The sequence below is a fragment of the Neoroseomonas lacus genome (assembly GCF_014644535.1).
GTDB classification, from domain to species: Bacteria; Pseudomonadota; Alphaproteobacteria; order Acetobacterales; family Acetobacteraceae; genus Neoroseomonas; species Neoroseomonas lacus.
This window is the reverse complement of the sequence record NZ_BMKW01000008.1, coordinates 150,014-175,521: the sequence shown is the minus strand read 5'-3', so window position 1 is coordinate 175,521 and position 25,508 is coordinate 150,014. Positions and strand designations below refer to the sequence as shown.

At 67.9% G+C, this 25,508-nt stretch carries 27 protein-coding genes and 2 pseudogenes; 15 read left to right on the top strand and 14 right to left on the bottom strand.

Translation table 11 applies throughout. The features are described 5' to 3' along the window. Window positions 1-253 precede the first annotated feature (253 nt). The 4 genes from IEY36_RS16855 (at window position 254) to IEY36_RS16840 (ending at window position 5,027) form a co-directional block, all read left to right on the top strand. A complete protein-coding gene (locus IEY36_RS16855; protein ID WP_188968721.1) occupies window positions 254-754 on the top strand; it encodes a (2Fe-2S)-binding protein in 501 nt (166 codons plus the stop codon). Beyond that, window positions 751-1,806 (top strand): FAD binding domain-containing protein, encoded by a 1,056-nt coding sequence (locus IEY36_RS16850; protein ID WP_188968719.1) that lies wholly within the window; start codon window positions 751-753, stop codon window positions 1,804-1,806. Before IEY36_RS16855 ends, IEY36_RS16850 begins: the two co-directional genes overlap by 4 nt. After that, window positions 1,799-4,060 carry a xanthine dehydrogenase family protein molybdopterin-binding subunit gene (locus IEY36_RS16845; RefSeq protein WP_188968717.1) on the top strand — a complete coding sequence of 754 codons (2,262 nt, stop codon included), beginning with the start codon at window positions 1,799-1,801 and terminating at the stop codon, window positions 4,058-4,060. Before IEY36_RS16850 ends, IEY36_RS16845 begins: the two co-directional genes overlap by 8 nt. A 214-nt stretch (window positions 4,061-4,274) precedes the next feature. Further along, the gene (locus IEY36_RS16840; RefSeq protein WP_188969155.1) at window positions 4,275-5,027 is read left to right on the top strand and encodes a hypothetical protein; all 753 of its coding nucleotides are present in this window, start codon (window positions 4,275-4,277) and stop codon (window positions 5,025-5,027) included. Window positions 5,028-5,352: 325 nt separating this feature from the next. Here the strand turns inward: IEY36_RS16840 and IEY36_RS31380 are convergent. After that, window positions 5,353-5,511 (bottom strand): annotated as a pseudogene (locus IEY36_RS31380) (DUF763 domain-containing protein); the annotation flags it as partial. On the opposite strand from IEY36_RS31380, the gene IEY36_RS31375 reads away from it, so the two are divergent. The 7 genes and pseudogenes from IEY36_RS31375 to IEY36_RS16810 all read left to right on the top strand — a co-directional run bounded on the left by IEY36_RS31375 (window position 5,489) and on the right by IEY36_RS16810 (window position 8,796). Then, window positions 5,489-5,635 carry a hypothetical protein gene (locus tag IEY36_RS31375; RefSeq protein ID WP_373290334.1) on the top strand — a complete coding sequence of 49 codons (147 nt, stop codon included), beginning with the start codon at window positions 5,489-5,491 and terminating at the stop codon, window positions 5,633-5,635. The pseudogene IEY36_RS31380 and the gene IEY36_RS31375 sit on opposite strands and share 23 nt — an antisense overlap. A gap of 220 nt (window positions 5,636-5,855) precedes the next feature. Then, entirely contained in the window at window positions 5,856-6,260 is a 405-nt protein-coding gene (locus IEY36_RS16830) for a DoxX family protein (protein ID WP_188968715.1), read from the top strand. Window positions 6,261-6,346: 86 nt separating this feature from the next. Further along, a complete protein-coding gene (locus tag IEY36_RS16825) occupies window positions 6,347-6,940 on the top strand; it encodes a TetR/AcrR family transcriptional regulator (RefSeq protein WP_229681374.1) in 594 nt (197 codons plus the stop codon). Between the two features lie 332 nt (window positions 6,941-7,272). Then, window positions 7,273-7,860: a DUF3489 domain-containing protein gene (locus tag IEY36_RS16820; protein WP_188968711.1), complete on the top strand. Its 588-nt coding sequence runs from the start codon at window positions 7,273-7,275 to the stop codon at window positions 7,858-7,860. A 25-nt stretch (window positions 7,861-7,885) separates the two neighbouring features. Beyond that, window positions 7,886-8,146: pseudogene (locus IEY36_RS31370) on the top strand (DUF2924 domain-containing protein); the annotation flags it as partial. After that, window positions 8,067-8,378, top strand: coding sequence for a DUF2924 domain-containing protein (locus IEY36_RS31365; protein ID WP_373290328.1), 312 nt, complete (start codon window positions 8,067-8,069; stop codon window positions 8,376-8,378). The pseudogene IEY36_RS31370 and the gene IEY36_RS31365, both read left to right, overlap by 80 nt. A gap of 100 nt (window positions 8,379-8,478) precedes the next feature. After that, window positions 8,479-8,796: a hypothetical protein gene (locus tag IEY36_RS16810; protein ID WP_188968709.1), complete on the top strand. Its 318-nt coding sequence runs from the start codon at window positions 8,479-8,481 to the stop codon at window positions 8,794-8,796. Between the two features lie 474 nt (window positions 8,797-9,270). On the opposite strand, the gene IEY36_RS16805 is transcribed toward IEY36_RS16810, so the two are convergent. The 10 genes from IEY36_RS16805 to IEY36_RS16765 form a co-directional block, all read right to left on the bottom strand. After that, on the bottom strand, window positions 9,271-10,461 hold the full coding sequence (locus tag IEY36_RS16805) for a CaiB/BaiF CoA transferase family protein (protein ID WP_188968708.1): 1,191 nt from the start codon (window positions 10,459-10,461) through the stop codon (window positions 9,271-9,273). Window positions 10,462-10,468: 7 nt separating this feature from the next. After that, window positions 10,469-11,434, bottom strand: a complete 966-nt coding sequence (locus IEY36_RS16800) for a Bug family tripartite tricarboxylate transporter substrate binding protein (RefSeq protein WP_188968706.1) — start codon at window positions 11,432-11,434, stop codon at window positions 10,469-10,471. Between the two features lie 64 nt (window positions 11,435-11,498). Beyond that, on the bottom strand, window positions 11,499-12,482 hold the full coding sequence (locus tag IEY36_RS16795; RefSeq protein WP_188968704.1) for a Bug family tripartite tricarboxylate transporter substrate binding protein: 984 nt from the start codon (window positions 12,480-12,482) through the stop codon (window positions 11,499-11,501). A 41-nt stretch (window positions 12,483-12,523) separates the two neighbouring features. Beyond that, on the bottom strand, window positions 12,524-14,044 hold the full coding sequence (locus tag IEY36_RS16790; RefSeq protein WP_188968702.1) for an acyl-CoA synthetase: 1,521 nt from the start codon (window positions 14,042-14,044) through the stop codon (window positions 12,524-12,526). Then, window positions 14,041-14,904, bottom strand: a complete 864-nt coding sequence (locus tag IEY36_RS16785) for a MaoC/PaaZ C-terminal domain-containing protein (RefSeq protein ID WP_188968700.1) — start codon at window positions 14,902-14,904, stop codon at window positions 14,041-14,043. Before IEY36_RS16785 ends, IEY36_RS16790 begins: the two co-directional genes overlap by 4 nt. A 15-nt stretch (window positions 14,905-14,919) precedes the next feature. Continuing rightward, window positions 14,920-15,801, bottom strand: a complete 882-nt coding sequence (locus tag IEY36_RS16780; protein ID WP_188968698.1) for an HpcH/HpaI aldolase/citrate lyase family protein — start codon at window positions 15,799-15,801, stop codon at window positions 14,920-14,922. Further along, entirely contained in the window at window positions 15,798-16,250 is a 453-nt protein-coding gene (locus IEY36_RS16775; RefSeq protein WP_188968696.1) for a MaoC family dehydratase, read from the bottom strand. Before IEY36_RS16775 ends, IEY36_RS16780 begins: the two co-directional genes overlap by 4 nt. 5 nt (window positions 16,251-16,255) lie before the next feature. Further along, complete coding sequence (locus tag IEY36_RS16770) at window positions 16,256-16,690, bottom strand: Zn-ribbon domain-containing OB-fold protein (RefSeq protein WP_229681373.1); 435 nt, start codon at window positions 16,688-16,690, stop codon at window positions 16,256-16,258. Beyond that, on the bottom strand, window positions 16,687-17,871 hold the full coding sequence (locus IEY36_RS30665; RefSeq protein ID WP_229681372.1) for a thiolase C-terminal domain-containing protein: 1,185 nt from the start codon (window positions 17,869-17,871) through the stop codon (window positions 16,687-16,689). Before IEY36_RS30665 ends, IEY36_RS16770 begins: the two co-directional genes overlap by 4 nt. 40 nt (window positions 17,872-17,911) lie before the next feature. Then, window positions 17,912-19,057 (bottom strand): acyl-CoA dehydrogenase family protein, encoded by a 1,146-nt coding sequence (locus IEY36_RS16765; protein WP_188968685.1) that lies wholly within the window; start codon window positions 19,055-19,057, stop codon window positions 17,912-17,914. A gap of 44 nt (window positions 19,058-19,101) precedes the next feature. Between IEY36_RS16765 and IEY36_RS16760 the strand changes: the two genes are divergently transcribed. Genes IEY36_RS16760 through IEY36_RS16745 form a run of 4 tightly spaced genes read left to right on the top strand, consistent with a single transcriptional unit; the run spans window position 19,102 to window position 22,997 of the window. After that, a complete protein-coding gene (locus tag IEY36_RS16760) occupies window positions 19,102-20,307 on the top strand; it encodes an acyl-CoA dehydrogenase family protein (protein ID WP_229681371.1) in 1,206 nt (401 codons plus the stop codon). A 2-nt stretch (window positions 20,308-20,309) separates the two neighbouring features. Further along, window positions 20,310-21,500, top strand: a complete 1,191-nt coding sequence (locus IEY36_RS16755) for a CaiB/BaiF CoA transferase family protein (RefSeq protein WP_229681370.1) — start codon at window positions 20,310-20,312, stop codon at window positions 21,498-21,500. A 13-nt stretch (window positions 21,501-21,513) separates the two neighbouring features. Continuing rightward, complete coding sequence (locus IEY36_RS16750; protein WP_188968681.1) at window positions 21,514-22,476, top strand: Bug family tripartite tricarboxylate transporter substrate binding protein; 963 nt, start codon at window positions 21,514-21,516, stop codon at window positions 22,474-22,476. Beyond that, on the top strand, window positions 22,473-22,997 hold the full coding sequence (locus tag IEY36_RS16745) for a MarR family winged helix-turn-helix transcriptional regulator (RefSeq protein WP_188968680.1): 525 nt from the start codon (window positions 22,473-22,475) through the stop codon (window positions 22,995-22,997). Before IEY36_RS16750 ends, IEY36_RS16745 begins: the two co-directional genes overlap by 4 nt. A 102-nt stretch (window positions 22,998-23,099) precedes the next feature. Here the strand turns inward: IEY36_RS16745 and IEY36_RS16740 are convergent, their stop codons facing one another. The 3 genes from IEY36_RS16740 to IEY36_RS16730 all read right to left on the bottom strand — a co-directional run bounded on the left by IEY36_RS16740 (window position 23,100) and on the right by IEY36_RS16730 (window position 25,492). Beyond that, window positions 23,100-24,050 (bottom strand): NAD(P)H-dependent flavin oxidoreductase, encoded by a 951-nt coding sequence (locus IEY36_RS16740; RefSeq protein ID WP_188968678.1) that lies wholly within the window; start codon window positions 24,048-24,050, stop codon window positions 23,100-23,102. 50 nt (window positions 24,051-24,100) lie between these two features. Beyond that, a complete protein-coding gene (locus IEY36_RS16735; RefSeq protein ID WP_188968676.1) occupies window positions 24,101-24,487 on the bottom strand; it encodes a hypothetical protein in 387 nt (128 codons plus the stop codon). A gap of 66 nt (window positions 24,488-24,553) precedes the next feature. Then, a complete protein-coding gene (locus IEY36_RS16730; protein ID WP_188968674.1) occupies window positions 24,554-25,492 on the bottom strand; it encodes a glycosyltransferase family 4 protein in 939 nt (312 codons plus the stop codon). Window positions 25,493-25,508 lie beyond the last annotated feature (16 nt).

Below are 25,508 nucleotides of genomic sequence, written 5' to 3'. Positions count from 1 at the left end.
TTCCGGATGGCATCGGCGCGGGGCTTGCGGGGGCTTCTGCCTAGCTGGTCGGTCATGCGCGGTCGTAGTCTTTCCGATAAAAGCGGAGACACCCTCCGTTACCTCTTGCAAACGGAGGCACCCTCCGTATATCACGCTTCGGCGCCGCGGGAGGATCTTCTTCCGCCCCCGCCATTCTCCCCCGCCGGGCCCGGCGCAGGGCGCCGGCCCGGCCGCACTTCTTATCCTGAAACCGTCCTCATCGGAGGTTCGCATGAGCTTGTCCGTTACGCTCACTATCAACCGTGTTCCACGCACGGTCGAGCTGGACGATCCGCGCGTCACCCTGCTGGACCTGCTGCGCGAGCGGCTGGACCTCACCGGCACCAAGAAGGGCTGCGACCGCGGCCAGTGCGGTGCCTGCACAGTCCTGCTGAACGGCCGCCGCGTGAACGCCTGCCTTGCGCTGGCAATCAGCCATGACGGGGCGGAAATCCTGACCATCGAGGGCTTGGCCGAGAGCGGCGTGCTGCATCCCGTTCAGGCGGCCTTCATCGCCCACGACGCCCTGCAATGTGGCTTCTGCACGCCTGGCCAGATCATGAGCGCCATCGGCCTGATTGGCGAAGGCCAGGCCGGGGACGACCCCGAGCGCGTGCGTGAGGGCATGAGCGGCAATCTCTGCCGCTGCGGCGCGTATCGCGGGATCACCGAGGCGGTGATCGAAGCGACCCACGACATGACCGTCACCACGACGCGCGAGGAGGCAGCATGAACCGCTTTGACTATGTTCGGCCGCATACGGTTGCCGAGGCCATCGCGGCCGCCGCGATGCCGGGCAGCGCCTATCTGGCCGCCGGTACCAACCTGCTCGACCTGATGAAGATCGGTGCGGCGCGACCGGCGCGGCTGGTGGATTTGAACTACCTGTCCGGTCTCGACGCGATCGAGCAGCTACCGGATGGCGGGGTGCGGATCGGCGCGCGCGTTCGCAATGCCGATCTCGCGCATGACGCCGCGTTTCGCCGGCAATTTCCGGCGGTATGCGAAGCGCTGCTCTCCGGCGCTTCGGCCCAGCTGCGCAACGTCGCCACAGTCGGCGGCAACCTGTTGCAGCGCACGCGCTGCGCCTATTTCCAGGACACGGCAAGCGCGTGCAACCGCCGCGCGCCCGGCAGCGGCTGCGATGCCCGTGGTGGCGAGAACCGGCTGCATGCCGTGCTCGGCTGGAGCGAAGGCTGCATCGCGACGCATCCTTCGGATTTCTGCGTGCCGTTGGTGGCGTTGGGCGCGGTGGTCGAGATCGAAGGGCCTGCCGGCGCACGGGCAATTCCGCTGCAGGACTTCCACCTGCTGCCGGGCGAGACGCCGGAGCGTGAGAGCGTGCTGACGCCGGGCGAGTTGGTGGTGGCCGTGCGGCTGCCGCCTGAGGCCGCGGGCTTCGCTGCGCAAAGTCGCTACGTGAAGCTGCGCGAACGCACCTCCTATGCCTTCGCCGTCGTGTCTGCCGCCGCCGGCCTGCGGATCGAGAATGGCAGGATCACCGAGGCGCGGCTCGCACTGGGTGGCGTTGCCGCCAAGCCGTGGCGTGCCGAGGCCGCGGAAGCAGCACTGGCCGGCGCAGCGCCGGGCGCTGCCGCCTTCCGCCACGCGGCGGAGCTTGCCCTCGCCGGTGCCCGGCCCTCCGGCGACAACGCCTTCAAAATCGAGCTCGCGCAGCGCATCGCCATCCGTGCGCTTACACTCGCGGCGGCCGGCACGCCGGATCGCTTGCCGGCGTTGCCTGCGTCCCCCTTCGCTCCCATTCCCGGAGGTCTCCATGGCTGAGGTTCTGCACATGCGGCATGGGTCGAATGCCGGCCAGCCAATCACGCGCCGCGACGGCGTGCTGAAGGTGACGGGCCAGGCGCGCTATGCCGCAGACAACCATCCACCGGACATGCTGCACGCGGTGCTGGCGGGAAGCCGCATCGCGCGCGGCCGCGTGGTGTCCATGGATATCGAGGCGGCGCAAGCGCATCCTGGCGTGGTGGCCGTGATGGCGCCCGGCAATCGGCCGCCACTCGCGCTGCACCCGGACGACAAGTCGGTGCCCTTCTCCTTCTGCCTCGACCTGCTGCAGGACGACCGTGTGCGCTATGCCGGGCAACCGATTGCGGTGGTAATCGCGGAGACGCTCGAAGCCGCTACCGAGGGTGCCGCGCTCCTCGCGGCTCGCTACGAGGCCGAGCCGGTCGAGGTCACACTAGACGCCGAGGAGGTCTTCGTGCCGCAGGCGGTGGGCGTCGGCGACCCCGGCGAGTTCTGGCACGGCGATGTCGAAGGCGGCCTCGCCGCGGCCGCCAGGCGGCTCGAGGCCACCTACGAGACGCCCCAGCAATTCCACAACGCGATGGAGCCGCACAGCGTCGTCGCCGCATGGGATGGCGATGCGCTGTCGCTCGACATGCCGACGCAGGGTCTGGCGTTGACCCAGATGCGGCTTGCCGCCCTGTTCGGTATCCGGGCGGAAGGCATCCACATCCGCAGCCCGTTCCTGGGTGGCGGCTTCGGGTCTAAGCTGCTGACCGGGCCACAGGTGTTGGGGATCCTTGCGGCGAAGCTCGTCGGCCGGCCGGTGAAGCTCGTGCTGCGGCGCGACCAGATGTATGGACCGGTTACCCATCGCGCGCCGACGCGGCAGCGTTTGCGCATCGGCGCGACGGAGGATGGCGCGCTCACAGCGATCCACCACCATGTGCGCACAGCCGTCAGCCGCTTCGACGAGTTCTTCGAACCGGCCGCAGGGATCAGCAGGACGCTCTACGCCGCGCCGGCCATCGCCATCACCAACGAGGCCGTGCGGCTGGACACCGGCACGCCGGGGTTCATGCGCGCACCCGGCTTGGCAAGCGGCAGCATCGCGCTGGAGAGCGCGATCGACGAGTTGGCGCAGGCCTGCGCCATGGACCCGCTGGAGTTCCGCCTGCGCAACTACGCGGAGGTCGAGCCGGTCTCCGGGCGCTCCTTCTCCTCCAAGGCGCTGCGCGAATGCTACGCCGAGGGCGCGGCCCGCTTCGGCTGGGCCGGCCGTCCGCTGGAATCGCGGCAGATGCGCGACGAGAACGGGCTGCTGGTCGGCTGGGGCGTCGGCACGGCGACCTTCCCCGCGCATATGTTCCAGGCCGCGGCCCGGGCTGTGCTGCGGCGTGACGGAACGGGCCTAGTCGAGACCGGCGCGCACGACATGGGGCAAGGCGCCTGGACCGTGTTCGCCCAGATCGCGGCTGACAGCCTCGGCCTTGATGTCGAGCAAGTGGAGTTCCGCGCCGGCAGTTCCGACCTGCCGGATGCCGGGATCGCCGGCGGCTCCGGGCATACCGCCACCGCGGGCAGTGCGATCCAGGCGGCAGGCGAGCAGGTGATCGCCCGCCTGACGGAGCTGGCACTGACCGACCCGCGATCACCGCTGTTCGGCGCCGGCAATGTCGGCGTCGTGCCTCGCAAAGGCCGGCTGGTGCGCTGGGATGACGAAAATCGCGGCGAGAGCTTCGCCGATATCCTCGCTCGCGCCGGCGTGGCGGAAATCGAGGGTCATGGCAGCGGGGCGGCGGACACGGCCATGGCGGAGCGCTATGCCATGCAGGCCCATGGCGCGGTCTTCGCCGAGGTGAAGGTGGATCCCGACCTGGGGCAGATCCGCGCAACACGTTTGGTCGGCGCCTTCGCGGCCGGCAGGATCATCAACCCACGGCTGGTGCGCAGCCAGTACTATGGCGGCATGATCTGGGGCGTTTCCTTCGCCCTGCACGAACGCGCCGTGCTGGACCCGCGCACGGGTCGGGTGATGAATGCCGATCTGGGCGAGTACCACGTGCCGGTGAACGCGGATGTCCCCTCGCTCGAGGCCATTCTGGTTGAGGAAGACGACCCCCACGTGAATGCTCTCGGCATCAAGGGTGTCGGCGAAATCGGTATCACCGGCACGGCCGGCGCGATCGCGAATGCCGTGTGGCATGCCACCGGCATTCGCGTCCGGCATTTCCCGATCGGGATCGAGCGCATGTTACGCGAAGCGCGCGCGCCTGGAACGGCTGGATGACCGTCGACAAGGCCGGCATTCTCCCGCGCGCCGGCCAGGCGGCAATGTGACGACATGGTCGTGTGCGCGGACCTCCATCACGTTCCGCGGCCAGACGAGTATGTCCTCGCTCAGGGTGTGCGCCGGCTTGGATAGTGCAAGACCGACTCGGCCGAGGCTTGAGGCGGCGCGCCGATGCTGCAAGACGCGGATCCACCTATCGGGGAGTGACACCATGAACGAAGCTGACATCGCCGACGTCGCGGCAGCACTGGCGGCGGCGAGAACCGGTCGGAGCATTGACGGCTTGTCGCCCGCCCCACAGACCATGGCCGAGGCGGAAGCGATCCAGCTCGCCACACTCTCCGCCCTGGGCGTGCGTCGCGGCGGCTGGAAACTTGGTCGCGCCGAGGGGCAGATTATCAGTGCGCCGATGCCAGTCGGTCCGGTCGACGAAGCACAGCCGGTGCTGACGCTTCCATCAGGCACGCGCATCGAGCTTGAGCTCGCACTGCGCTTCCGCGACGTACCGCCGTCGGACGCGCTGGAACTGCAGGCGTTGCCTGGCATAGCGGATCTGGTCGTGCTGTTCGAGTTCGTGCGGACGCGCTTCTCTGCACCGGCATCAGGGTACGATCGCATTGCGGATTGCATCTCCAATGAGCGCGTGGTGGCCGTCACAGCGTCCGGCTCCTGGTCACCTGCCATCCTCGAGAGCCTGCCGCTGGTGCAACTTTTCCTGGATGGCGCCGAGATCGCGCGGCACGAGGGCGCGCATCCGGCGGCGTCCCTGGCACCGCTGCTCGGCGCTTGGCAGGCGCGTTGCGCTGGCGCGGGGCTGGCCCTCGCAGCCGGGGAGATCGTGACCCTCGGCAGCCTGACCGGCGTGCTGCCCGTACCGCCCGAAGGTGCTGAGTATCTCGGCAGGATTGGTGACTTGCCGCCACTGCGCTGCCGCGTCCGGCCGCTCGAGACGGCGCGAGCGTAGCGCCACGACCCTTCGGGACCAAACACCCGAGTTTTCGTCGATGCAGACGGACTGCGCGGATTGCGACGCCCAAAAGTGATAATTGAGGGACGCGCATCAGATAGTCGAGGGTCGGCCATACGCTAGGCGCGCCAATCCATAGAGCGGCGGCCGGCGCTCCGTCCGTCCGTCGGCGCATCGCGGCCAGTTCCTCGGTGTTTCCGAGCCTCGCCTTGCGAACCGCCGACTTCATGACCGCGATGGTCCGATCATAGACGCGCGTCGGTACCGAGAAGGGATGGCGATCCTTGCCGCCATGCGCGAACGAGAAGCGCGCCGGTTTGGTAAGGCGACACGGCGCGCCATGCACCACTTCGGCGACCATCGCCAGCGCCCGGACGGTTCGCGCCCCGACCCCCGGCACGAGCAACAGGTTCGCGAAATCCGTCGGCCCGCTCTCCGCCGCCGCCGCAAAGGGCGCCGTGGAGCCGGCGCTCGACCACATCCTCCGGACGGACGTCGTGATGGGCCGGCATGATGAGATGCGGCAGCAATGGCTGCGAGCCGGTCAGCGCCGACCGACCCTCCATCCGTCGCAGTTCGGGCTGTATCCCGACACCTTCGACTGATGCCCCGTCCGGCAGGAACTGTCGCTTGGGGCTGACCCATACGCCATGGCGCGCCTTCGCTAGCTCGCTTGAGGTCGTATCGACCGGCAAGGCGCGCTCCTGGATTCGGTGCTCACACGTCAGTCACCCGGTCAAGCAGGGGCAAGCAGAATTTCTGCACTTGTCAGTCCGGAAATTATTTTCCATACCGCTCCGTCTGATTAATAATGGCGGGTGCCCGATGGAAGATCTCCTCACCTTGACGCTTACCCATCCTGTCGCGATCGCTGCCGCGAAGGTCGTGCTGACATCGTTCTTCTGGATCGCTGGCCTCTTCGGCGTCTTCAATTTCAAGGTCATCGTCCAGGAAATGGTCGATGTGAACCTGCCTTCGCCGCCCATTTTCGCTGTGGCGACGATCGCCTGTCAGCTGATTGGTTCTGCTTTGGTGATCACCAACGTCGCTCGGCTCGGTTGGCTTGGAGCAGGTGCATTGGCGGTTTTCACCATCCTCACGATCCCGATCGGCCACCCGTTCTGGAAGTTCGAGGAGCCGAAGCGGACCCACGAGTTCCACATCGTGCTTGAGCATATCACCGTTGTGGGGGGACTCATGCTCGCTGCAATTATCTCACTACACTCCTGATCGTGGGCTGATGCTGGAACGGTTTGATGCAGACGGCGAAACGGACGCGAGGTAGGCCGAAGGACGACACCAAGAGGACTGCCCTGTTGGACGCAGCGCGTTCTCTCTTCCTGGCCCGTGGGACGGACGTCACCATAGACGAGGTTGCGGCGACGGCGGGTGTCTCGAAGGCGACGCTCTATGCGAACTTCGCGGACAAGGACAGCCTTATCGCAGCGGTAATACGTCGGGAGTCGGACAACACGATTACCGACGAGGAGTATTCGAGGTTCACTCAATCCCGCATCAGCGACGTGCTTTTCAGCTTCGGCGTCCGCTTCGTCAGTTTCATCAACAACCGCGATATCCTCGGCTGGGACCGCTTGATTGCCGTGCTTGAAACGCGCCATTCCGAATTGCCGAAGCGCTTCTTCGATCTGGGTCCGGGACGCGGCCAGCGCCTTCTCACGGCGTTAATCGCACGGGCCATCAATCAGGGGCACCTGAAGGCTGTCGATGCAGATTATGCCGCCGACGCGCTGACGGGCCTTTGGCTTGGCTTCACCACTCTAGAAATCAAACTCGGTGCGCGCCCCCCTCTAACGGATGAGGAAATCAAGCAGCGAGTGGAACGAGGGATTAGCATTTTCATGGCGGTATATGGGGCAGAGACCGAGAACTTGACTGACCAGCCGCCATGAGGAGGTCCGGCCGGATCCATTGGATCTGGGCTGTGATTCTGAGGAGGCGGGAGCCGTAGCACTGTCGGCAGTTTGATGTCCGCTGTTCCAGATGCGGCGCCGGAAAGCAGACCGGCCGCTTCCGGCCAGATCCGGCCGTATGTCCGGCGGCGAATTCGATGAGCTGAGCAATGTCGCGGCTCCCGCACATTCCGCTCGACTTCCTTGCGACAGGAAGCATTGGTGCTGACGCGCCACGGGCGAGGGAGCCCGCGGCAGCAAGCCCCGCAAGTCCCGGGCTCTGGGTGGTGGGAGCGCCGCATAGGGTGGCGTCTCGCGAAGGAACCAACCCGATGTCCAATACCAAGACCCTCACCGTCGTCCAGCTTCTGATTCTCACGACTGCTACGCAGCGCCCCGACCGCATGGTCCTCCCCCTGCCGCCGACGATCCGCGCCCGCGGCGGCGCCCAGCGCAACCTGCTCGGCGCCCTGCTCAAGATGGAACTCGTCGCGGAGGTGCCTGGCGATGATGCCGGCATCGCCTGGCGCACCGACGAGGCCGGCCAGCACCACGGCCTTCGCATCACGACGGCTGGCCTCGCCGCCGCAGACGTTCATGAGGATGCGCCGGTGGAGACGGCAGATGCTGACGCCGACACTAGCTTCGGAGGGGTCGCGAGTTCGACGGGCGGCGATGCTGCCACGGTCGAGGAGCCCGGCGCCGAGCAGGTCATGCAGGAAGCCCCGCCCCGCCGCCCCACCGGCACGCTGGGTGAGGTACTGCAGGCGATCTCCGCCGAGGCGGGTGCGACGCTGGCCGAGATCACCACGCTGACCGGCTGGCTGCCGCACACGGCCCGCGCCGCCGTCACTGGCCTGCGCAAGCGGGGTTTCGATGTGGACTCATCCAGCAGAGCGGCCGTAAGGCCTACCGCCTGACGACGCTGGGCTGAGGACGGCCCCGATGCCCCGATCGCGTAGGGCAGGCTCCGGCCTGCCCGGGGGTGAATCGCCTGCGGCCGCGCGGCGGCAGGAGTGGGAGCGCCTGCATGGTATGGCGGCGCCCGCCGCGCTGAGCCCGGACTTCCTGCAGCGAGACATCGCCTATCGCCTGCAGGCAGACCAGCACGGCGGGCTCAGTGCCGATGCCCGCCGCCGCCTGGCTGACCTGGCCAGCGGCGATCCTGCCAGGTCACAGGAGCCGCGGACGCCGACGCCGCGGATCAAGCCAGGATCCCACGCTGCTGCGGGAATGGCACGGCAGGACCTACACCGTGCTGGCCCTGGAGGAGGGCTTCGAGATGGCAGGGCAGCGCTTTGCCTCCCTCTCGGAGGTCGCCCGCCACATCACTGGCGCCCATTGGTCCGGGCCAAGGTTCTCTGGCATCCGTCGCACTTCGAGAACCGTGGGCGCCAATCCTGGCCGGCGGCAGGCGGGAGATGCAAGCGATGCGTAGCCGGCGGGGCCCAGGCCAGCCTGCGACCAGTACCGGCTTGCGCTGCACCATCTACACCCGGAAATCCTCTGAGGAGGCCCTCCGTCGTGCCGGTCGGGAGATGGCATTGCTGGTAGGATCCACTGTTGCTGCCGTCCGGTCCGACCCATTGTTGGTTCGCCTGATCGCGAAGGCCTGGGCGCTCCGGGAGGCGCTTGTGTCCAGCACGGCGCCAGGCCTTACCGCCGTCGCGGCGGAGCAGGGCATTTCCCAATCCTATGCAACTCGGCTGGTTCGCCTCGCCTGGCTGGCGCCGGACATCGTCGAGGCCATCCTCGGGGGCTGCCAGCCGGTAAAACTGACGGCATCGCACCTGATACAGGACACCCGCATCCCCACCGGCTGGCAGGACCAACGCGAGGCACTTGGGTTCATCTGAGCGGGGGCGTGTGCCGACCGCAGCATCCTGGGCAACGTGTCACCTGCGATTGATCCGTCCAAGCTAGTCGGGCCCCACGGGAAGCGTGCGGCCGGCCATACGCGACGGTCCGGACCGAGCATCTGACCCCAACCGTACATGCCGAAATGGCCTGGAGAGACATAACCGACATTTCGCCGCTCCAAGCCGCTGGACCAGCGTCTCTCAGCTACGTATCGCGATAGGCGGCCGCGTTTCTGGCCGGAAGGGCGGGGGTTTGGCGGGTCGGGCCCGCCGCCCCAGAAATCGTCTGCGACACCGCGACTGTGTGGCTGGATCGGCGGGATTCGAACCCACACCCCGACCCAAGCCTACTGAGCACCCTTCCTCGCGTTGCATGAACCGCCCTGGCGCTTCCGTGCTGTCCATCGAGTGGCACCGAGCGTCGACCGCGTAGGCGGCACGCGGCTTCGATGCGCGTCGATCGCCCCGAATTCAGGAAGGCGCCCCGAAAGCGCCGCCTGCCCGGAGTTGGGCGATCTGCGCGGCATCGTAGCCGAGCATCTCGGTCACCGCCTCCAAGTCGGCGCCAAGCGCCGCGGCCGGCCTGTCAGGTTGCGTCTCCAGGCCAGGGAAGCGCACCGGTTGCCGCGCGGACCGAGCCAGGCCGCTGCCATTAGGCGCGAAGAAATCCACATCCTGAAGGTGCGGATCGGTCAGCAGATCCTCGAGCCGGTTCACCTTCGCGTGCGGGATATCCAGCGTTTCCAGCACCTTCAGCCATTCGATGGTGCTGCGACGCGTCATCTCCTCTGCGAGCACGGTGTAGAGCTCGGCGATGTGCGCACTGCGCTCGCCTGGATCCGAGAACCACGGTGCTTCGAGCACGTCGCACCGGCCGGTGAAGTCCAGCAGCCGGCGCCATTGCTGCTCGGTATAGGGCAGTGCCGCGATCCAGCCATCCTGCGTGCGGTAGGGACGGCGGTCCGGGGCGAACATGCGGTGATAGCCGGCGGCCTCGGGCGGCCCGCCGAAGGCCGCCGCGGCCAGGTGCTCGTTCAGCACGAAGGCGGCAACGGATTCGAACATCGCCGCCTCGACCTCGATCGCCCCCACCATGCCGCGGCCACGCGCGGCGATGGCGGCCATCACGCCATAGGTCGCGGTCAGCGCCGCCACCTTGTCGGCCATCACGCCGGGCACATAGGCGGGGTCCTGGCCGCGATAGGAGGGCAGCGCGGCGATGCCGCCGGCCGCCTGGATCACGTCGTCGAAGGCTGGGCGCCCCGCATAGCGCCCGCCGCTGCCGAAGCCGACCGCGGCGCAATAGATGATCTGCGGATTGATCGCCGCCACCGGGGCGAAGCCGAAGCCGAGGCGTTCGATCGCTGCAGGGCGCATGTTGTGGACGAAGACCTCCGCCCAGCGCAGCAGTCGGGTGAAGACCTCCCGCCCGGCGGCGGTCTTGAGGTCGAGCACCATGCTGCGCTTGTTGCGGTTGTTGCAGACGAACATCGCGCTGTCGCCATGCGGGCCGCGCGGTTGGATGGCGCGGGCGAGGTCGCCTTCCGGGCCTTCCACCTTGATGACATCGGCTCCGAAATCGCCGAGCACCTGACCGATCAGGGGGCCGTAGATGACGGTGGTCAGATCGAGGACGCGCAGGCCAGACAGCAGCGGGATCATACGCGCGTCACTCCGGCCGGATGCCGGCTTCGGCGACGACCTGGCGCCAGAGCGGCATCTCGCGGCGCAGTTGCTCGGCCAGTTCCGCCGGTCCTGTCAGCAGCAGCTGCCCGCCGGTCGCCGCCATGCGTTCGCCTAGCGCGGAACCACTGCGCAGCGGCGCGAGCTCGGCGACGATGCGCGCCACGGCGTCCTCAGGGAAGTTGCGCGGAGCGAACAGCGCGAACCAGATCGTGATGCCCGTGCCGGGCACGACTTCGGCGATCGACGGCACGTCGGGCAATACCGGCACGCGCTCCGGCGCCGTGACGCCGAGCAGTAGGCCGCGGCCTTCCTGCACATGCGGCAGTAAGGTCGCGAGGTCGCCGCTCATCACATCCACGTCGCCGGCAAGGAAGCCACTGATCAGCTGCCCGCCGCCGCGATAGGGCACGTGCTGCCAAGTGATGCCGGCGCGCGCACCGAATAGTGCCGCCGCCATATGCGTCGTGGTGCCGTTGCCGGAGGAACCATAGGTGAGCCGCCCCGGCGCCGCCTTGGCGGCCGCGATCAGCCCTTGAAGGTCACGGAAGGCCGCGTTGGGGCGGACCATGAAGCCCATGCTGGCCGTGGAGACCAGCGAGACGGGCAGCAACTCGGTCACCGGGTCGTAGCCGATATCGGGCTGGACGGCGGGCTGGATGGCCACCGCCCCGGTGACCATGGCCAACGTGTGCTGGTCGGTCGCGGCGATCACCTGCTTCGTGCCGACGGCCCCGCCGGCACCGGGGCGCGTCTCCACGATGACGGGCAGGCCAAGGCGCGCCGAGAGGTGTTCGGCGATGAAGCGGCCGGGGATCTCGACCGGGCCGCCGGGGGCATAGGGGATGATGATGCGCACCGGCCGGTTCGGCCAGGTGCGGGTCTGTGCGCGGACCGCCGGCGCGGCGATGGCGAGGGCGGCGGTGAGCGCCGTGCGGCGTGCGATGGACATCGGTTTTCCCCCGGGGCTTTCCACACAGGCTACGACCGCGCGACGCGCGCCGTCCATGCGTTGCCTATTCGGGCGTGATGCCGGCGCGGCGGACGAGGTCGGCATTCTCCGCAAAGTCGCGCGCCACCTGCTCGCGCATGTAACGGCTCCCGGTCGGCGAGGCCGTGATGCCGAGCGGTTCGAGCCGGGCCAGCAGGCGTTCGTCGGAGAAGGTGGACGCCAGCGCGGCATCGAGCGGCCCGGCGATGGTGTCCGGCAGCCCGGCGGGCGCGGCAACGCCGGTCCAGTTGGGCACCAGGTAGCCGGGGAAGCCCTGCTCGGCGACCGTTGGCAGGTCCGGCAGGGCGCGGAAGCGCTCCGCGGTTGCGATGCCGAGGGCACGCACGCGCCCGCCCTCGATATGCGGCTTCGCCGGCGCGAGGGTGGTCAGCATGAAGTCGACGCGTCCGGTGGAAACGTCGATCAGTCCCGCCGCGGTGCCATTGTAGGGCACGTGGATCATCTCCACCCCCGCGCGGCGCGCCAGGTCGAAGGTGCCGAGATGAGCTGAGGAGCCGACACCCCAGGTCGCGTAGCTGATCTCGTTCGGGCGCTGCTTCGCGGCGGCGAGGATCTGTTCGAGGCTTGCCCAGCGTGGATTGGCGACGAACAGGTAGACGGCGATGCCGGTCAGCCCGATCCAGGTAAAGTCCTTCGCGGGGTCGTAGCCGGCGCTGCGTAGCACGAAGGGCGTGATGGTGAAGGTGGCGTTGCCCGCGAAGACGAGCGCGGCGCCGTCCGGCCGCGCCCGCGCGACTTGGCGCGTGCCGAGCGTCGTGCTCGCCCCCGGCTTGTGATCCATGACGAAGGTGCCGCCGAGGCGCTCCTGCAAACCCTGCGTGATGGCCGTGCCGAAGACATCCGGGATGCCGCCGGCGGCATAGGGAATCACGAGGCTGACCGGGCGATTGCCGGGATAGGCACCCTGACCGCGCGCAAGGCGCGGGGCCAGGAGCGGTGCGATCGATGCGCCGAGCAGCGCGCGGCGTGACGTGGCAATGCGGTGCATCACTGTCCCTCCCCTCCGGCGCGCTTGCTGCGCGCCTGGCGTCAGATCGCGCGGCCGGCCCCCTGCCAGTAGGGATCGCGCAGCTTGCGCTTGAGCAGCTTGCCGGAATCGTCGCGCGGCAATTCGTCATGGAAGTCGATGATGCGCGGCACCTTGAAGTTGGCGAGTTTCGCCTTCAGCGCCTCGCGGATCGCCGCTTCACTGGTGCCGGGCGCGGCGCGGATGGCGGCGCAAAGCGCCTCGCCATATTCCGCATCCGGGATGCCGAAGACCGCGCAGTCGAGCACGCCGGGGATGCCGATCATCACCGCCTCGATCTCGGCGGGATAGATGTTCACGCCGCCGGAAATGACCATGTCCCGCTTGCGGTCGCAGAGGAACAGGTAGCCGTCCTCGTCGAAATAGCCGACATCGCCGACGGTGATCAGGCCGCCGAGCTCGACGGAACGACGATCGCCATCACGCTTGTTGTAGGTGAAGTCGGGCATGTAATCGACCTGGGCGTAGATCTCGCCCGGGATGCCGGCAGGGCATTCCTTCCCGTTCTCATCGAGTATCTTCACCACCGCGCCTTCAGTCAGCGTGCCGACAGAACCGGGCTTCGCCAGCCACTGTTCGGAGGTGCAGGCGGTCGGCGCGCCGAGGTCGGTGGCGCCGTAGAATTCGTGGATGACCGGCCCCCACCATTCGATCATCGCGCGCTTCACCTCGGGCGGGCATGGTGCCGCGGCATGGGTGACGTGGCGCAGGGAGGAAAGGTCGTAGCGGCGCTTCACGTCCTCCGGCAGGCGCAGCAGGCGGATCATCATCGTCGGCACGAGGAAGACGGTGGTGATGCGGTGGCGCTCGATCAGCGCCAGCGTCTCCTCCGGCTCGAAGCGCGGCATGAGCACCAGCACGTCCGAGAGCGGGACGGCGCGCAGGCCGAAGCCGTTCGGGGCGGAGTGATACATCGGCCCAGGCACCAGGGCGCGGATGCCCGGCACCAGGCCATAGATCTGCGCGCGGTTGCGGGCGGTGGCGGCGGCCTGATCCGGCGTCGGCGGCTGTCGCCGAACGCCCTTGGGCCGGCCGGTTGTGCCGGAGGTGTAGATCATGCTCTCCCGCGGCGGCTGCGGCGGGCGGTCGATCGGGTCATGGCGCGCGATGAAGGCATCCCAATCCTCGCCCGGTGCCTCGCCCTGGTCGGGCGCGATGCCATAGGCCGCGGCGGCTTCGGGTGGCGTGGGCACGACCAGGATGGTCAGGCCCGACGGTGCATCCGAGAGCAGCGGCAGCAGGTCGCGATGCACGACGACGATGCGCGCCTCGCAGTCGCCGAGAAGATAGGCGACTTCGTCGGGCTTCCAGTGCCAGTTGATCGGCACCGCGTAGCCACCAAGCGTCGTTGCGGCGAGGCTGGCCTCGAGGAATGAGAAGTCGTTGCGCAGCAGCAACGCGACGCAGTCTCCGGGGCCGATGCCAAGGGCGGCGAAGCCGGCCGTCGCGCGGTGCACCCGCGCCATCAGCGCGTCACGGGTGACCTGGCGGTCACCACTGATGATGACCGCCGGCGCCGTCACGACAGGTATTCCGCCCGGCCGTTGTTGAGCGCGATGACGTCGCGCGCCGGCACCCGCACGCGGAAGGCGGCCACGCCGGGGGCCTGCTTCCACACTTCCGTGCGGAGCGTCTCCCCGGGATAGACCGGCGAGGTGAAGCGCAGGTCGAAGCGCCGGAGGCGAGACGCATCGCCATCGCAGAGCAGGTTCATCACCGACCATCCCGCGACGCCATAGGAACACAACCCATGCAGGATCGGCTGCGCGAAGCCGCCCTGGGCCGCTGCCTTCGGGTCGGCATGCACCGGGTTGTAGTCCCCGTTCAGGCGGTAGAGCAGCGCTGCATGGCGGCCGACGGTCCAGTCGAAGGATGCGTCCGGCGTGCCTTCCGGCACTGGATGCGGCTGGCGGACAGGGCCGGTCGGACCACCAAAGCCGCCATCGCCGCGCAGGAATGATGTGCTGGTGATGCTGCACAGCAGATCCCCGCCAGCAGCGTCGCGCAACTCACGCGTCGTGTACATCAACGCGCCCTTGCCAGCGCCCTTGTCGATGATTTCGTCGATGCGGAACTTGCTGATCACGCGGCCTTGCGGCGGCAGCGGCCTGTGGATGGTCAGGCCCTGTTCGCCATGCAGCACCTTCGGCCAATCGACCCCGGTGTCCGGTTGCTTCACCCAGAAGCCTGGCGTGGCGAGCACGACCCCCATCGTCGGCAGCGCGACGAGGTCTTCCTCATACACATGGCGTAGTTGCTTCGGGTCCATCGGGTCCTGCCCGAGGCCGAGTCCGAGCGCGTAGAGCATCGTGTCCTTGATGCCATAGGCGGCCTCAATGTCCGCGAATTGGCGGTTCTTCAGCCGGTCGTAGTCGATGGCCATCCGTCGCTTCTCCCGTCAGTCCTGGAACGCCGCTTCGGCGGCGAGCACGCGCTGCGCCTGGCGCAGATGCGGCATATCGATCATCTTGCCGTCGAGCCCAACCGTGCCGATGCCCGGGCTTGCGTCGAAGGCCGCGACGATGCGGCGCGCGAAGGCGACTTCCTCGGCCGTGGGTCGGAAGCCTTCGTTGATCGGCCCGACTTGTGCGGGATGGATCGCGATCTTGCCGGTGAAGCCCTGGCGGCGCCCATCGGCGCAGGCGGCACGCAAGGCGGCCTCATCGCGGAAATCGACTTCCAGCGTGTCGATCGGCTGCACATCCGCCGCCACCGCGGCCAGCAGGCAGGCTGAGCGCGCGTAGCGATAGGTCAGCGCATAGCCCCCCGCCGGGTCCTGGTTGGTGCTGGCGCCAAGGGCGGCCGGCAGGTCCTCCGCACCCCAGGTCAGCGCGGCGAGACGAGGAACGGGAACACGCGCGTATTCCGACAGGCGCAGCACGGCCGCCGCGGTCTCCGTCGCCACGGCGAACAGCTTGATGCCGCCGGCCGGCAGTCCGTCCCGCGCTTCCAGCGCATCGAGCCAATGCGACAGGCGCAGCAGCTCATCCGGCCCGTTGACCTTGGGCACCACCAGCCCATCGGGCGCGGCGCGCACCACGGCGGCAGCATCGGTCAGGCCCTCGCCATCGAGCGGATTGATGCGCACCCACAGACGCGGCCGCCGGGCGGCACCCGCATGCGCGGCGAGGTAATCCACCACCATGCCGCGCGCCGCCGGACGACGCGACGCGGCGACGGAATCCTCAAGGTCGAGGATCAGCGCATCGGCGCCGCTCTCGCCGCCCTTGGCAAGTTTGCGCTCGCTATCGGCCGGCACGAACAGCCAGGACCGGATCATGCCGGCTTGCCCAGCATCAGCGCCTGGCGTCGACAATGGCCCACCAGCACGTCATGCTGGTTGTAGGCGCGGTGCATGAACTCGATGATGCCCTGACCAGGGCGCGACTTGCTCGGGCGCTTCGACAGCACCTCCGATTCCACGTGGATGGTGTCGCCGTGGAACAGCGGCTTCGGGAAGCGCACCTCGTCCCAGCCGAGATTCGCCACGGTGGTGCCGAGCGTCGTGTCGCCCACCGAAATGCCCACCATCAGCCCCAGCGTGAAGCAGGAATTGACGATGCGCGTGCCGAACTCGGTGCCCTTCGCGTATTCCTCGTCGAGGTGCAGCGCCGCCGGGTTGTGCGTGATGGCGGAGAACCAGACATTGTCGGTCTCGGTGATCGTCCGCCGGATGGCGTGACGGAACACCTGACCGACCTCGAATTCCTCGAAATACAGACCTGCCATGGTCGTCAGCCTTTCGCGCGCCATTGAACCAATGTGTAGGGCGGGTCCGCATCGTCATGCGGTTCGAATACCGCCTCGACCTCCGCACCGATCTCGACCTTCGCGTCGGGCGCGCAGAGCAGGTTGCCGACCATGCGGACATTCCCCGCCTCCGGCAGTTCCACCAGCACGATGGTGTAGGGGCCGTGGCCGTTCAGCGCCGGATGCACGGGATGATGCGGCCGCTGCCATGACCAGATGCGGCCGCGCGGCGCCACCTCCTCCCATCCGAGATCGAAGGAATGGCAGCGATGGCAGACCCATTCCGGGCCCCATTGATGCGCGCCGCAGCCGGTACAGCGCTGGATCATTAGCTTGTTGGTGCGCGTACCCTCCCAATAGGGCTTCGCGACGGGTTCCTGCGCGGGGGCGGGCAATCCAGGGGGAAGGGCGTTGCTCACAGGGTTGCCTCCGTGCCGAGGACCAGGCTGCTGACCGGTGTCACCATGGGGCCGCCGAGGACGGCGACGACATTCGCGTCGGGAACCTGGTTGTTCGCGGTGCCGCGAAGCTGGCGGACGGCTTCGTTTACCATCTCCAGCCCGTGCATGTAGCATTCGGCGAGGTTCCCGCCGCTGGTGTTCATCGGCATCTTCCCCGTCGGCGCCAGCAGGTTCTCGAGAACAAGGAACTCATTCGCTGTCTTCGGATCAACGAAGCCGTGCTCCACCAGCGAGAGCAGCACGCCGCCCGTGAAGTTCTCATAGGCCTGCACGACATCGACGTCCTGCGGGCCGAGCTTCGCCATCGCCCACATGTTCTTCGCTACGGTTGGAAAATGTGCGGAAGCATAATCCGGCGCGTTGTGCACCGGCGCCGCGCTGCGGTGATGCCCGCCCTGCGCCGTGCCGAGCAGATAGGTCGGCTTGTGCGGCAGGTCCTTCGCACGATCCGCCGGCACCACCAGCACCGCTCCGGCGCCGTCATTCTCCTGGCAGCAGTCGAACAGGCGATGGAAAGGTTCGACGATCCAGCGGGAGGCGTCGTACTTCTCCTCCGTCAGCGGCCGCCCATACATCACTGCGCTCGGGTTGGTCTGGGCGTGGTGGTAGGACGCCATCGCGATGCTGCGCAGCGCCTCGTGCTTGATGCCGTGCTCGGTCATGAAGCGCGTGATCTTCATCGCGAAGCGCTGCGCCGGGGACATCAGGCCATAGGGAAACAGGAAGGCATCGTCGCCGGACGCCGCCGGCACCGCCGCGCCACGCCCGTAGCGCGCGAACTGGCCCTGGGCGAGCGAACGGAAGGCGATGACGCAATTCGCCATGCCCGAATGCACCGCCGCCGCCGCATTGGCGACGGAGGCCGCGACGCCACCACCACCGCCACCCCAATGCATGTTGGAGAAGCGCAGTTCCTTGATGCCAAGTGCCGCGGCGAGCCGCACCGCCTCCGAGCGGTCATTGCCATAGGAGGCGAAGCCATCGACCTCTTTCGGGTCGATGCCGGCATCGCGGCAGGCGGCGAGCACTGCCTGCAACGCCAGCTTGAACTCCGCATCGGGCGAATGCCCGTGCTTGTAGTACGTGGTCTCGCCGATGCCGGCGATCGCCACCTTGCCGCGCAGTGTGCGTTCGCTCATCGGCGCCGTTTCCTCCGCTGATCCGTCATCAGATGGCGTCCTAGAACAGGCGCCGTCCGATGATCTCCTTCATCACCTCCGCCGCGCCGCCGGCGATGCGCGTCACGCGCGCATCCGCCCAGGCCCGGGCGATCGGGGTCTCGGTCATGTATCCGGTGCCACCGAAAAACTGCAGGCAGCGGTCCAGCACCTCGCATTGCAGGTCCGTACAGAACAGCTTCGCCATGCCGGCCTCGACTGGGTCGAGCGTGCCGTCCATCTGCAACGCGATCAGCCCGTCCGTCATGGCGCGCGCGGCGGTGGTCTTGGCGGCGAGTTCCGCCAACACGAAGCGCGTGTTCTGGAAATCGGCGATGGTGCGGCCGAAGGCCTTGCGCTCGCGTGTGTGGGCGACTGTCCAGCGGATCGCTTCCTCGGCCAGGATGGTGCCGCGCACCGCCTGCACCAGGCGTTCGCGCGCCAGGTTGGTCATCAGCATCCCGAAGCCCTGGCCTTCCGCGCCGAGGCGGTTGTCCATCGGCACGCGCACCTCGTCGTAGAACAGCTCCGAGGTGTCCTGGGCCTTCATGCCGATCTTGGCGAGGTTGCGCCCACGGCGGAAGCCGGGCGTCGTCGCTTCCACCACGATCAGGCTGACGCCATGCGCGCCGGCACTCGTATCGGTCTTGCAGGCGGTGACGATCAGGTCGGCGTTCTGGCCGTTGGAGATGTAGGTCTTCTGCCCGCGGATGACGTAGTGGTCGCCATCCGCCACTGCCCGCGTGCGCATCCCCTTCAGGTCGCTGCCCGCATCCGGCTCGGTCATCGCGATGGCACCGATCAGTGAGCCGTCCACCATGCCCGGCAGCCAGCGACGCTTCTGCGCCTCCGACCCGAACTTCGCGATGTAGGTCGCCACCATGTCGGAATGGACGACGAAGCCGGGGCCGGAGAGGTTGGCCCGCGCCAGCTCCTCGGTCACCACGACGCAATGGCCGAAATCGCCACCCGGCCCGCCGTATTCGGGAGCTACGTCGCAGCACAGCAGCCCCGCCTCGCCGGCGCGCCGCCAAGCCGCGCGCGGGACGATGCCCGCTTCGTCCCAGGCCAGCGCATGTGGCGCCAGTTCGGTTTCAACGAAGCGACGCACGGAGGCGCGGAAGATTCCGTGCTCCTCGCCCAGCACCGTGCGCGGACGGTCCAGCATGCCGTTTCCTCGATCGTTCTTCGTTCGCTTGCCAAATGGTAAGCATGCGTACGATCATCGCGCAAGCAGTCGTGGAGGAACGCATGGATTTCGGTCAGTCGCCCGAACAGGAGGCGATCGTTGATGGCGTTGCCGCCGTCTGCCGCCGCTTCGGCGACGATTATTGGCGGTCCTGCGACGACGAGGCGCGCTTCCCGCGCGAATTCCATCGCGCCATGGCGGATGGCGGCTGGCTCGGCATCACCATGCCGGAGGAGCATGGCGGCGCCGGCCTCGGCGTGACCGAAGCGGCGCTGGTGATGCACACCGTCGCGCGCCATGGCGGGGCGATGGCCGCGGCGTCATCCATCCACATCAACATGTTCGGCCCGCACCCGATCGTCGTGCATGGCACGTCCGAACAGAAGGCGCGCTGGATCCCGCCGCTGATCGCCGGCACCGACCAGGCCTGCTTCGGCGTCACCGAACCGAATGCGGGGCTCGACACCACCTCCATCACCACCTTCGCGGCGAAGGTGCCGGGCGGGTATCGGGTGAACGGACGGAAGATGTGGACTTCGACCGGCCAGGTCGCGAACCGGATCATGCTGCTGACGCGGACGACGAGGAAGGAGGATGCGCGCAAGCCGTCGGACGGGATCACGCTGTTCTACACGGAGATCGACCGCAGCAAGGTCGAGATCAAGCGCATCCCGAAGATGGGCCGCGCTGCCGTCGATTCGAACATGACCTTCATCGACGACCTGTTCATCCCCGAGGAGGACCGCATCGGCGAGGAAGGCAAGGGCTTCGCCTACATCCTCGACAGCCTGAATCCGGAGCGCGTGCTGGTGGCCGCGGAAGCCGTGGCGATCGGGCAGGATGCGCTGGACCGCGCGGCGCGCTATGGGCGAGACCGATCGGTGTTTGGCCGCCCCATCGGGCAGAACCAGGCGATCCAGCACCCGCTGGCGGAATGCTGGACGGCATTGGAATCGGCGTGGCTGATGGCCCAGAAGGCGGCCTGGCTCTATGACAACGGCAGGCCCTGCGGGGCGGAGGCGAATGCGGCGAAGCTGCTCGCCGGCCGCGCCGGCCACAATGCGGCACTGCAGGCGGTGCTGACCCATGGTGGCATGGGCTACGCCAAGGAATACGTCGTCGAACGCCTGCTGCGGGAGGTGCTGATCTGCCGCATCGCGCCGGTCTCCGAACAGATGGTGCTGTCCTTCATCGCCGAGCGCGTGCTCGGCCAGCCGAAATCGTATTGACCATGACGCCGCTCAACGGAATCCGCGTGCTCGACTTCTCCAAGGTGTTGGCCGGGCCGCTCTGCGGACAGTGGCTCGGCGACCTGGGTGCCGAGGTCACCAAGATCGAGCCGCCCATTGGTGGCGACGACACACGGGGTTGGCCGCCCTTTCGCGGCGGCGTCGGCGCGGTCTTCCTCAGCGCCAATCGCAACAAGCAATCGCTCGCGCTCGACCTCAAGACCGAAGCCGGTCGCAACGCCGCGCGGCGGATGGTCTCGCAAGCCGATGTGCTGATCGAATCCTACGCGACAGGCGTGGCCGAGCGCCTCGGCATCGGGTCCGATGACATGCGCACGCTGAACCCGCGCCTTGTCTATTGCTCGATCTCGGGCTTCGGACGCACCGGCCCGCTGAAGAATGGCCTCGGCTACGACGTCATCCTCCAGGCCTTCTCCGGCATCATGGCGATGACGGGCGAACGCAGCGGCGGGCCGGCGCGCAGCCCCTTCTCACCGATCGACCAATCGACCGGCATGAACGCCTTCTCGGGCATCCTCGCCGCGCTGCTGGAACGCAACCGCACCGGGCAGGGCTGCCGGCTGGAAGTGTCGCTGTTCGAAACGGCGGCGGCGCTGCTCGGCTACAACTTCCAGATCTTCTGGGAGAAGGGCTCGCTGCCGGAGAAATGTGGCTCCGGCCATGAATCGCTCTGCCCCTACCAGGCCTTCGATGCGGCGGACCGTCCGGTGCTGATCGGCATTGCCAACGACAATCTGTGGCGCCGCTTCACCGCCGGCATTGGGCAGCCGGAATTGGGAGAAGATCCTCGCTTCCGCACCAATGCCGACCGCGTGGCGCGGTTCGCCGAAACGGTCAAGCTGGTGCAATCCATCGTCGCCACACGCACGGCCGATGACTGGGTGGAGTTCTGCCTGCGCATCGGCATTCCCTGTGCGGCGGTGAACACCATCGCCGACATGCTCGCCCATCCGCACATGGCCGCCCGCGGCATGGTGATGGACTACGACCACCCACAGCTCGGCCCGCTGAAGACCGTGGCGCAGCCGATCCAGTTCGACGGCAAGCCGCGCTCGGTCGGTTCGCCACCGCCACTGCTCGGCCAGCATTCGGAACAGGCGCTGGCTGCCTACGGCTTCGCGGATGGGGAGATCGCCGCGCTGCGCGCCGCCGGCGCCCTCGGCGCGCCATGAGGAGGATATCGCGATGATCGCACGCAGGCTCATCCTTGCCACGCCGCTCCTGCCGCTCGCGGCGCGGGCGCAGGGCAGCGATGCCTTCCCCACCCGACCCATGCGCGCCATCGTGCCCTTCCCGCCGGGCAGCGCGACCGATGGCATCGCTCGCTTCGTGGGTGAGCGCATCGGGCGCAGCATGGGGCAGCCCGTGGTAATCGAGAACGTGGCCGGCGGCAATGGCGCGATCGCCGCGCGCCAGGCGGCCCGCGCCGCACCAGACGGGTACACCGTCATGTTCGCCACTAACTCCACCCACGCGGCGGCCGTGCATCTGCTGAAGGAGCCCGGCTACGATCCCGTGCGCGACTTCACGCCGGTCACGCTGACCTCCATCGCACCGCTCGTGCTCATGGTCCGCGCCGACTTCCCCGCGCGCACCGTCGCGGAATTCATCACTGAGGCGAAGGCGCGCGCCGGTTCGCTGAACTACGGCACCGGCAACATCGGCAGCCTGGCGGCGGCGCAGCTGCTGATCAGCAGCACCGGCATCAGCGCCGAACGCATCTCTTATCGCGGCACGCCGGCGGCGGTGACGGACCTGCTGGCGGGCCGGCTGCATTTCATGGTCAGCGACCTTGCCTCGGCGGGCGAGCATGTGCGTGCGGGCACGCTGCGCGCGCTCGGCGTCACCCCCGCGCAGCGCATCCCGATGCTGCCGGATGTGCCGACGCTGCAGGAAGCCGGCGTGCCAGGCTACGACTTCGCCTCCTGGGTCGCCGTTTTCGCACCCGCGCGCGTGCCGCCGGCGATCGTGGAGCGGCTGAACCGCGAGATCCGCGCCGTACTCGACAGCGAGGAAGGCCGGCGATACTCGCTCAGCCTCGGCCTCGTCTCCGCGACCGGCACGCCCGATGACCTCGCCCGTTTCCAGGCGCGCGAGATCGACCAATGGGGCCGCATCGTCCAGGCCGCCGGCCTGCCGCGGGAATGAGCGACGCCCCCCGCAAGCGCGAGGTGAATGATGCGCGCCGAAAGCGCGACGCCTCGCCGGTCGGCGGCGAGTTCCGCATCGGCTTCCTGGTGCATGACGTCTCGCGCCTGCGGCAGGCCGTGTTCGACCAGGCGATGAAGCCACATGGCGTGACGCGCGCACAGTGGTGGGCCTTGGCGCAGCTGACCCGGCACGACCCGAGGGGCGGCATGACGCAGGCTGAACTTGCTCGCCTGATGGAGCTGGGAAAGGTCGCCACCGGTGCGATGGTCATGCGGCTTGAAGCGGCGGGCCTTGTGTCGCGACGGGCGGATGCGTCGGACCGGCGCCTGAATCGCGTCTTCGTCACCAATCGTGGCAGCAGGATCCTGGAGCGCATGATCGCGGTCGGACGGGAGTTGAACGGCACCCTGCTGCGCGGATTGGAGCCAGACGACCTGGACGCGGCCGACCGTGTCCTCACGGCGCTGAGAAGTAGGCTCCGAGCGCAGCTGCGCGCGGATGGGGTGACCGGCGACTGACGAGCGCGTCGCGGCGGTACACCGGTTCTGCGTGTCGCGCCTCAGCGAGGCATGGTCCATCAACCCGCCGGGCCTGGTGGCCGACCTGGGCCGTCGGCGTCTCTATTCAGCCGCCGACGGCAGGGCAACAGCCGCATCACGCAGTGCCGCGCGGTACTCGTCGCCGAGGCGCGCGATCAAGCCGGCCATTGTCGGAATGTCCTGGATGGAGCCGACGCCCTGTCCGGCCGACCAGATGTTCTTCCACGGACGCTTGTCGTGGTCGCCGACATGCGCGCTGGTGGCTTCCGGCAAGTTGTCCGGATCGAGCCCGGCGGCCTGGATGCTCGCGCGCAGGAAATTGGCGTGAACGCCGCTGATGGCCGGGGTGTAGACGATGTCAGCCGCGGTGGCCTGCACCACCATGTCCTTCTGCGCCTGCACGGCCATGCTTTCCCGCACGGCAATGAAGCGCGTGCCCATATAGGCCATGTCCGCGCCCAGCATCAGCGCCGCGGCGATGTGCCGTCCGGTCGAGATGGCGCCGCCCATGAGCAGCGGACCTTGGTAGATGGCGCGCAACACTGTCAGCAGGGCGAAGGGACTGAGCCGGCCGGCATGGCCGCCGGCGCCCGCGCAGACAGCGATCAACCCGTCCACGCCGCCTTCGATGGCCTTGATGGCGTGACGCATGGTCGTGACGTCGTGGAACACCAGCCCGCCATGGGAATGCACCGCGGCGATCACGTCCGGCACGATGCCGAGGGAGGTGATGACCAGCGGCACCTTGTGCTTCACTGTCGCCGCCAGATCGTCCATCAGCCGCGCATTGGATCGGTGGACAATCAGGTTGACGCCGAAGGGTGCCGCGGACGGCGACGCGGCCAGTCGTTCGGCGATTTGATCGAGCCAACTGGCGTAGCCATCGGTCGTACGCTGGTTCAGCGCCGGAAATGTGCCGACCACCCCGGCGCGGCATGCCTCCACGACATAGTCTGGACCGGAGACGAGGAACTGCGGTGCGGCGACCACGGGCACGGACAGGCGTCCCTGGAATGCGACGGGAATCGGCATCTGTGTCCCTCCTTGCTTCGGCCAGCATGGCTGGCCGGACGATTGCGGCCTCATTTCTCCGGAGCATCACAACCATGGAATGGATGATCCGCGGGATCCGCCCCGACTTCGACCTTGATCTGAAACCTGCCTGGGCAGGAACGCAATGTGGTCGGGTTCGGAACCATGGACGTGCGCCGCGGTACGGGTCGCATCGACAGGCGGGGCATCGAACGGACCATGCCGTCCGGCTGCCAGGCCATCATCGGGGCACCCTTGTCGGGATAGAGAACCTGCTCCGGCTCCACGTAGATCGTGCGGTCGGCGATCAGGCCGTACTGCTCGGGGAGGAAGACCAGGGTCTGCGACGGCGGTTCCGGGTCGGCGCCGAGTTCGTTCTTGGCGTACTCGTCGTAGCCGATCAGGCAGCCGTTCTGGATCAGGTTCGTGACCCGCATCGTCGTGTGCCAGTAGCCCTGGAGTCGAAGTTGCCCCCGCTTCGATGGACAGGCCGTACCCGCGACCTACAGCGCTTCCCGGTATGCTCTCAACGTCACGCCGGCGCATTCCTGCCACGTATAAGCAGTCGCCCGCCGATGGCCTCTGGCAACGAAATCCCGTCGAAGATCTGGCTCATTCGCGAGGCGGCGCAGCTTGGCAGCGATGTCCTCGATGGAGAGCGGGTCGCAGAGCAGCGCGGCATCGCCGGCCACCTCGCGCAACGAGGAATTGTCCGAGGTGAGCACGGCCGCACCGGCGGCCATGGCCTCGACGACCGGCAGACCGAAGCCCTCATAGAGCGACGGATAGGCGAACACATCCCCGGCCGCATAGAGGCAGACAAGATCTTCGTCCGGGATGAACCCGGTGAACACCACGTGCTCGGCGAGATCCGGCGCCTGTGCCCGCTGATAGACCTCGCTGTTGGCCCATCCCGGTTCGCCGCACAGCACCAGCCGATGCGGGATCGCGCCCTCCCGCTTCAGGAGGGCGAAGGCCTCGAGCAGGCGCGGCAGGTTCTTGCGCGGCTGCAGCGTGCCGACCGACAACATATAGGGTCCGCTGATGCCGAGCCGCGCCAGCACCGCGCGCGTAACCTCCGCCGACGGGCGTGTGAAGAAGTGCGCGGCGACACCGCCGGGCGTTGTGACGACGCGACCCACAGTCGAGGGAAATAGCCGTTCGATATTGGCTCGCGCACTTTCCGAAATTGCCAGGATACGCTCCGCTTGCTTCAGCGCGCGGGGAATCAATGTCCGGAAATAGAGTGTCTTGATCCGTTCATGCGTGACGAGGCGGAGATCAGGGCGCGCTTGAACTTCATCCACCGGCACGGTGGCGGCAGCCAGGCGGCTGTCTTGCATGCCATCGAAGGGGTCGCGTGGGCACTTCTCGCGGCTGAATGGTCCGGCGTAGAGGCAGTGGCCGATGCGCTGGATCGGCGCGGATGGATGCACGGCCATGCCGCCCTCAGCCTGT

What these genes read in the sequence shown, in the direction of transcription:
- IEY36_RS16740 (WP_188968678.1), bottom strand. Translation starts at nt 24,050, where the DNA reads ATGCCGATTCCCGTCGCATTCCAGGGACGCCTGTCCGTGCCCGTGGTC.
- IEY36_RS16785 (WP_188968700.1), bottom strand. Translation starts at nt 14,904, where the DNA reads ATGGCCATCGACTACGACCGGCTGAAGAACCGCCAATTCGCGGACATT.
- IEY36_RS16735 (WP_188968676.1), bottom strand. Translation starts at nt 24,487, where the DNA reads ATGCGGGTCACGAACCTGATCCAGAACGGCTGCCTGATCGGCTACGAC.
- IEY36_RS16760 (WP_229681371.1), top strand. Translation starts at nt 19,102, where the DNA reads ATGCGTACGATCATCGCGCAAGCAGTCGTGGAGGAACGCATGGATTTC.
- IEY36_RS16830 (WP_188968715.1), top strand. Translation starts at nt 5,856, where the DNA reads ATGGAAGATCTCCTCACCTTGACGCTTACCCATCCTGTCGCGATCGCT.
- IEY36_RS16775 (WP_188968696.1), bottom strand. Translation starts at nt 16,250, where the DNA reads ATGGCAGGTCTGTATTTCGAGGAATTCGAGGTCGGTCAGGTGTTCCGT.
- IEY36_RS30665 (WP_229681372.1), bottom strand. Translation starts at nt 17,871, where the DNA reads ATGAGCGAACGCACACTGCGCGGCAAGGTGGCGATCGCCGGCATCGGC.
- IEY36_RS16820 (WP_188968711.1), top strand. Translation starts at nt 7,273, where the DNA reads ATGTCCAATACCAAGACCCTCACCGTCGTCCAGCTTCTGATTCTCACG.
- IEY36_RS16755 (WP_229681370.1), top strand. Translation starts at nt 20,310, where the DNA reads ATGACGCCGCTCAACGGAATCCGCGTGCTCGACTTCTCCAAGGTGTTG.
- IEY36_RS16750 (WP_188968681.1), top strand. Translation starts at nt 21,514, where the DNA reads ATGATCGCACGCAGGCTCATCCTTGCCACGCCGCTCCTGCCGCTCGCG.
- IEY36_RS16800 (WP_188968706.1), bottom strand. Translation starts at nt 11,434, where the DNA reads ATGTCCATCGCACGCCGCACGGCGCTCACCGCCGCCCTCGCCATCGCC.
- IEY36_RS16730 (WP_188968674.1), bottom strand. Translation starts at nt 25,492, where the DNA reads ATGGCCGTGCATCCATCCGCGCCGATCCAGCGCATCGGCCACTGCCTC.
- IEY36_RS16850 (WP_188968719.1), top strand. Translation starts at nt 751, where the DNA reads ATGAACCGCTTTGACTATGTTCGGCCGCATACGGTTGCCGAGGCCATC.
- IEY36_RS16805 (WP_188968708.1), bottom strand. Translation starts at nt 10,461, where the DNA reads ATGATCCCGCTGCTGTCTGGCCTGCGCGTCCTCGATCTGACCACCGTC.
- IEY36_RS31365 (WP_373290328.1), top strand. Translation starts at nt 8,067, where the DNA reads ATGCCCGCCGCCGCCTGGCTGACCTGGCCAGCGGCGATCCTGCCAGGT.
- IEY36_RS16765 (WP_188968685.1), bottom strand. Translation starts at nt 19,057, where the DNA reads ATGCTGGACCGTCCGCGCACGGTGCTGGGCGAGGAGCACGGAATCTTC.
- IEY36_RS16810 (WP_188968709.1), top strand. Translation starts at nt 8,479, where the DNA reads ATGGCATTGCTGGTAGGATCCACTGTTGCTGCCGTCCGGTCCGACCCA.
- IEY36_RS16795 (WP_188968704.1), bottom strand. Translation starts at nt 12,482, where the DNA reads ATGCACCGCATTGCCACGTCACGCCGCGCGCTGCTCGGCGCATCGATC.
- IEY36_RS16845 (WP_188968717.1), top strand. Translation starts at nt 1,799, where the DNA reads ATGGCTGAGGTTCTGCACATGCGGCATGGGTCGAATGCCGGCCAGCCA.
- IEY36_RS16780 (WP_188968698.1), bottom strand. Translation starts at nt 15,801, where the DNA reads ATGATCCGGTCCTGGCTGTTCGTGCCGGCCGATAGCGAGCGCAAACTT.
- IEY36_RS16840 (WP_188969155.1), top strand. Translation starts at nt 4,275, where the DNA reads ATGAACGAAGCTGACATCGCCGACGTCGCGGCAGCACTGGCGGCGGCG.
- IEY36_RS16745 (WP_188968680.1), top strand. Translation starts at nt 22,473, where the DNA reads ATGAGCGACGCCCCCCGCAAGCGCGAGGTGAATGATGCGCGCCGAAAG.
- IEY36_RS16855 (WP_188968721.1), top strand. Translation starts at nt 254, where the DNA reads ATGAGCTTGTCCGTTACGCTCACTATCAACCGTGTTCCACGCACGGTC.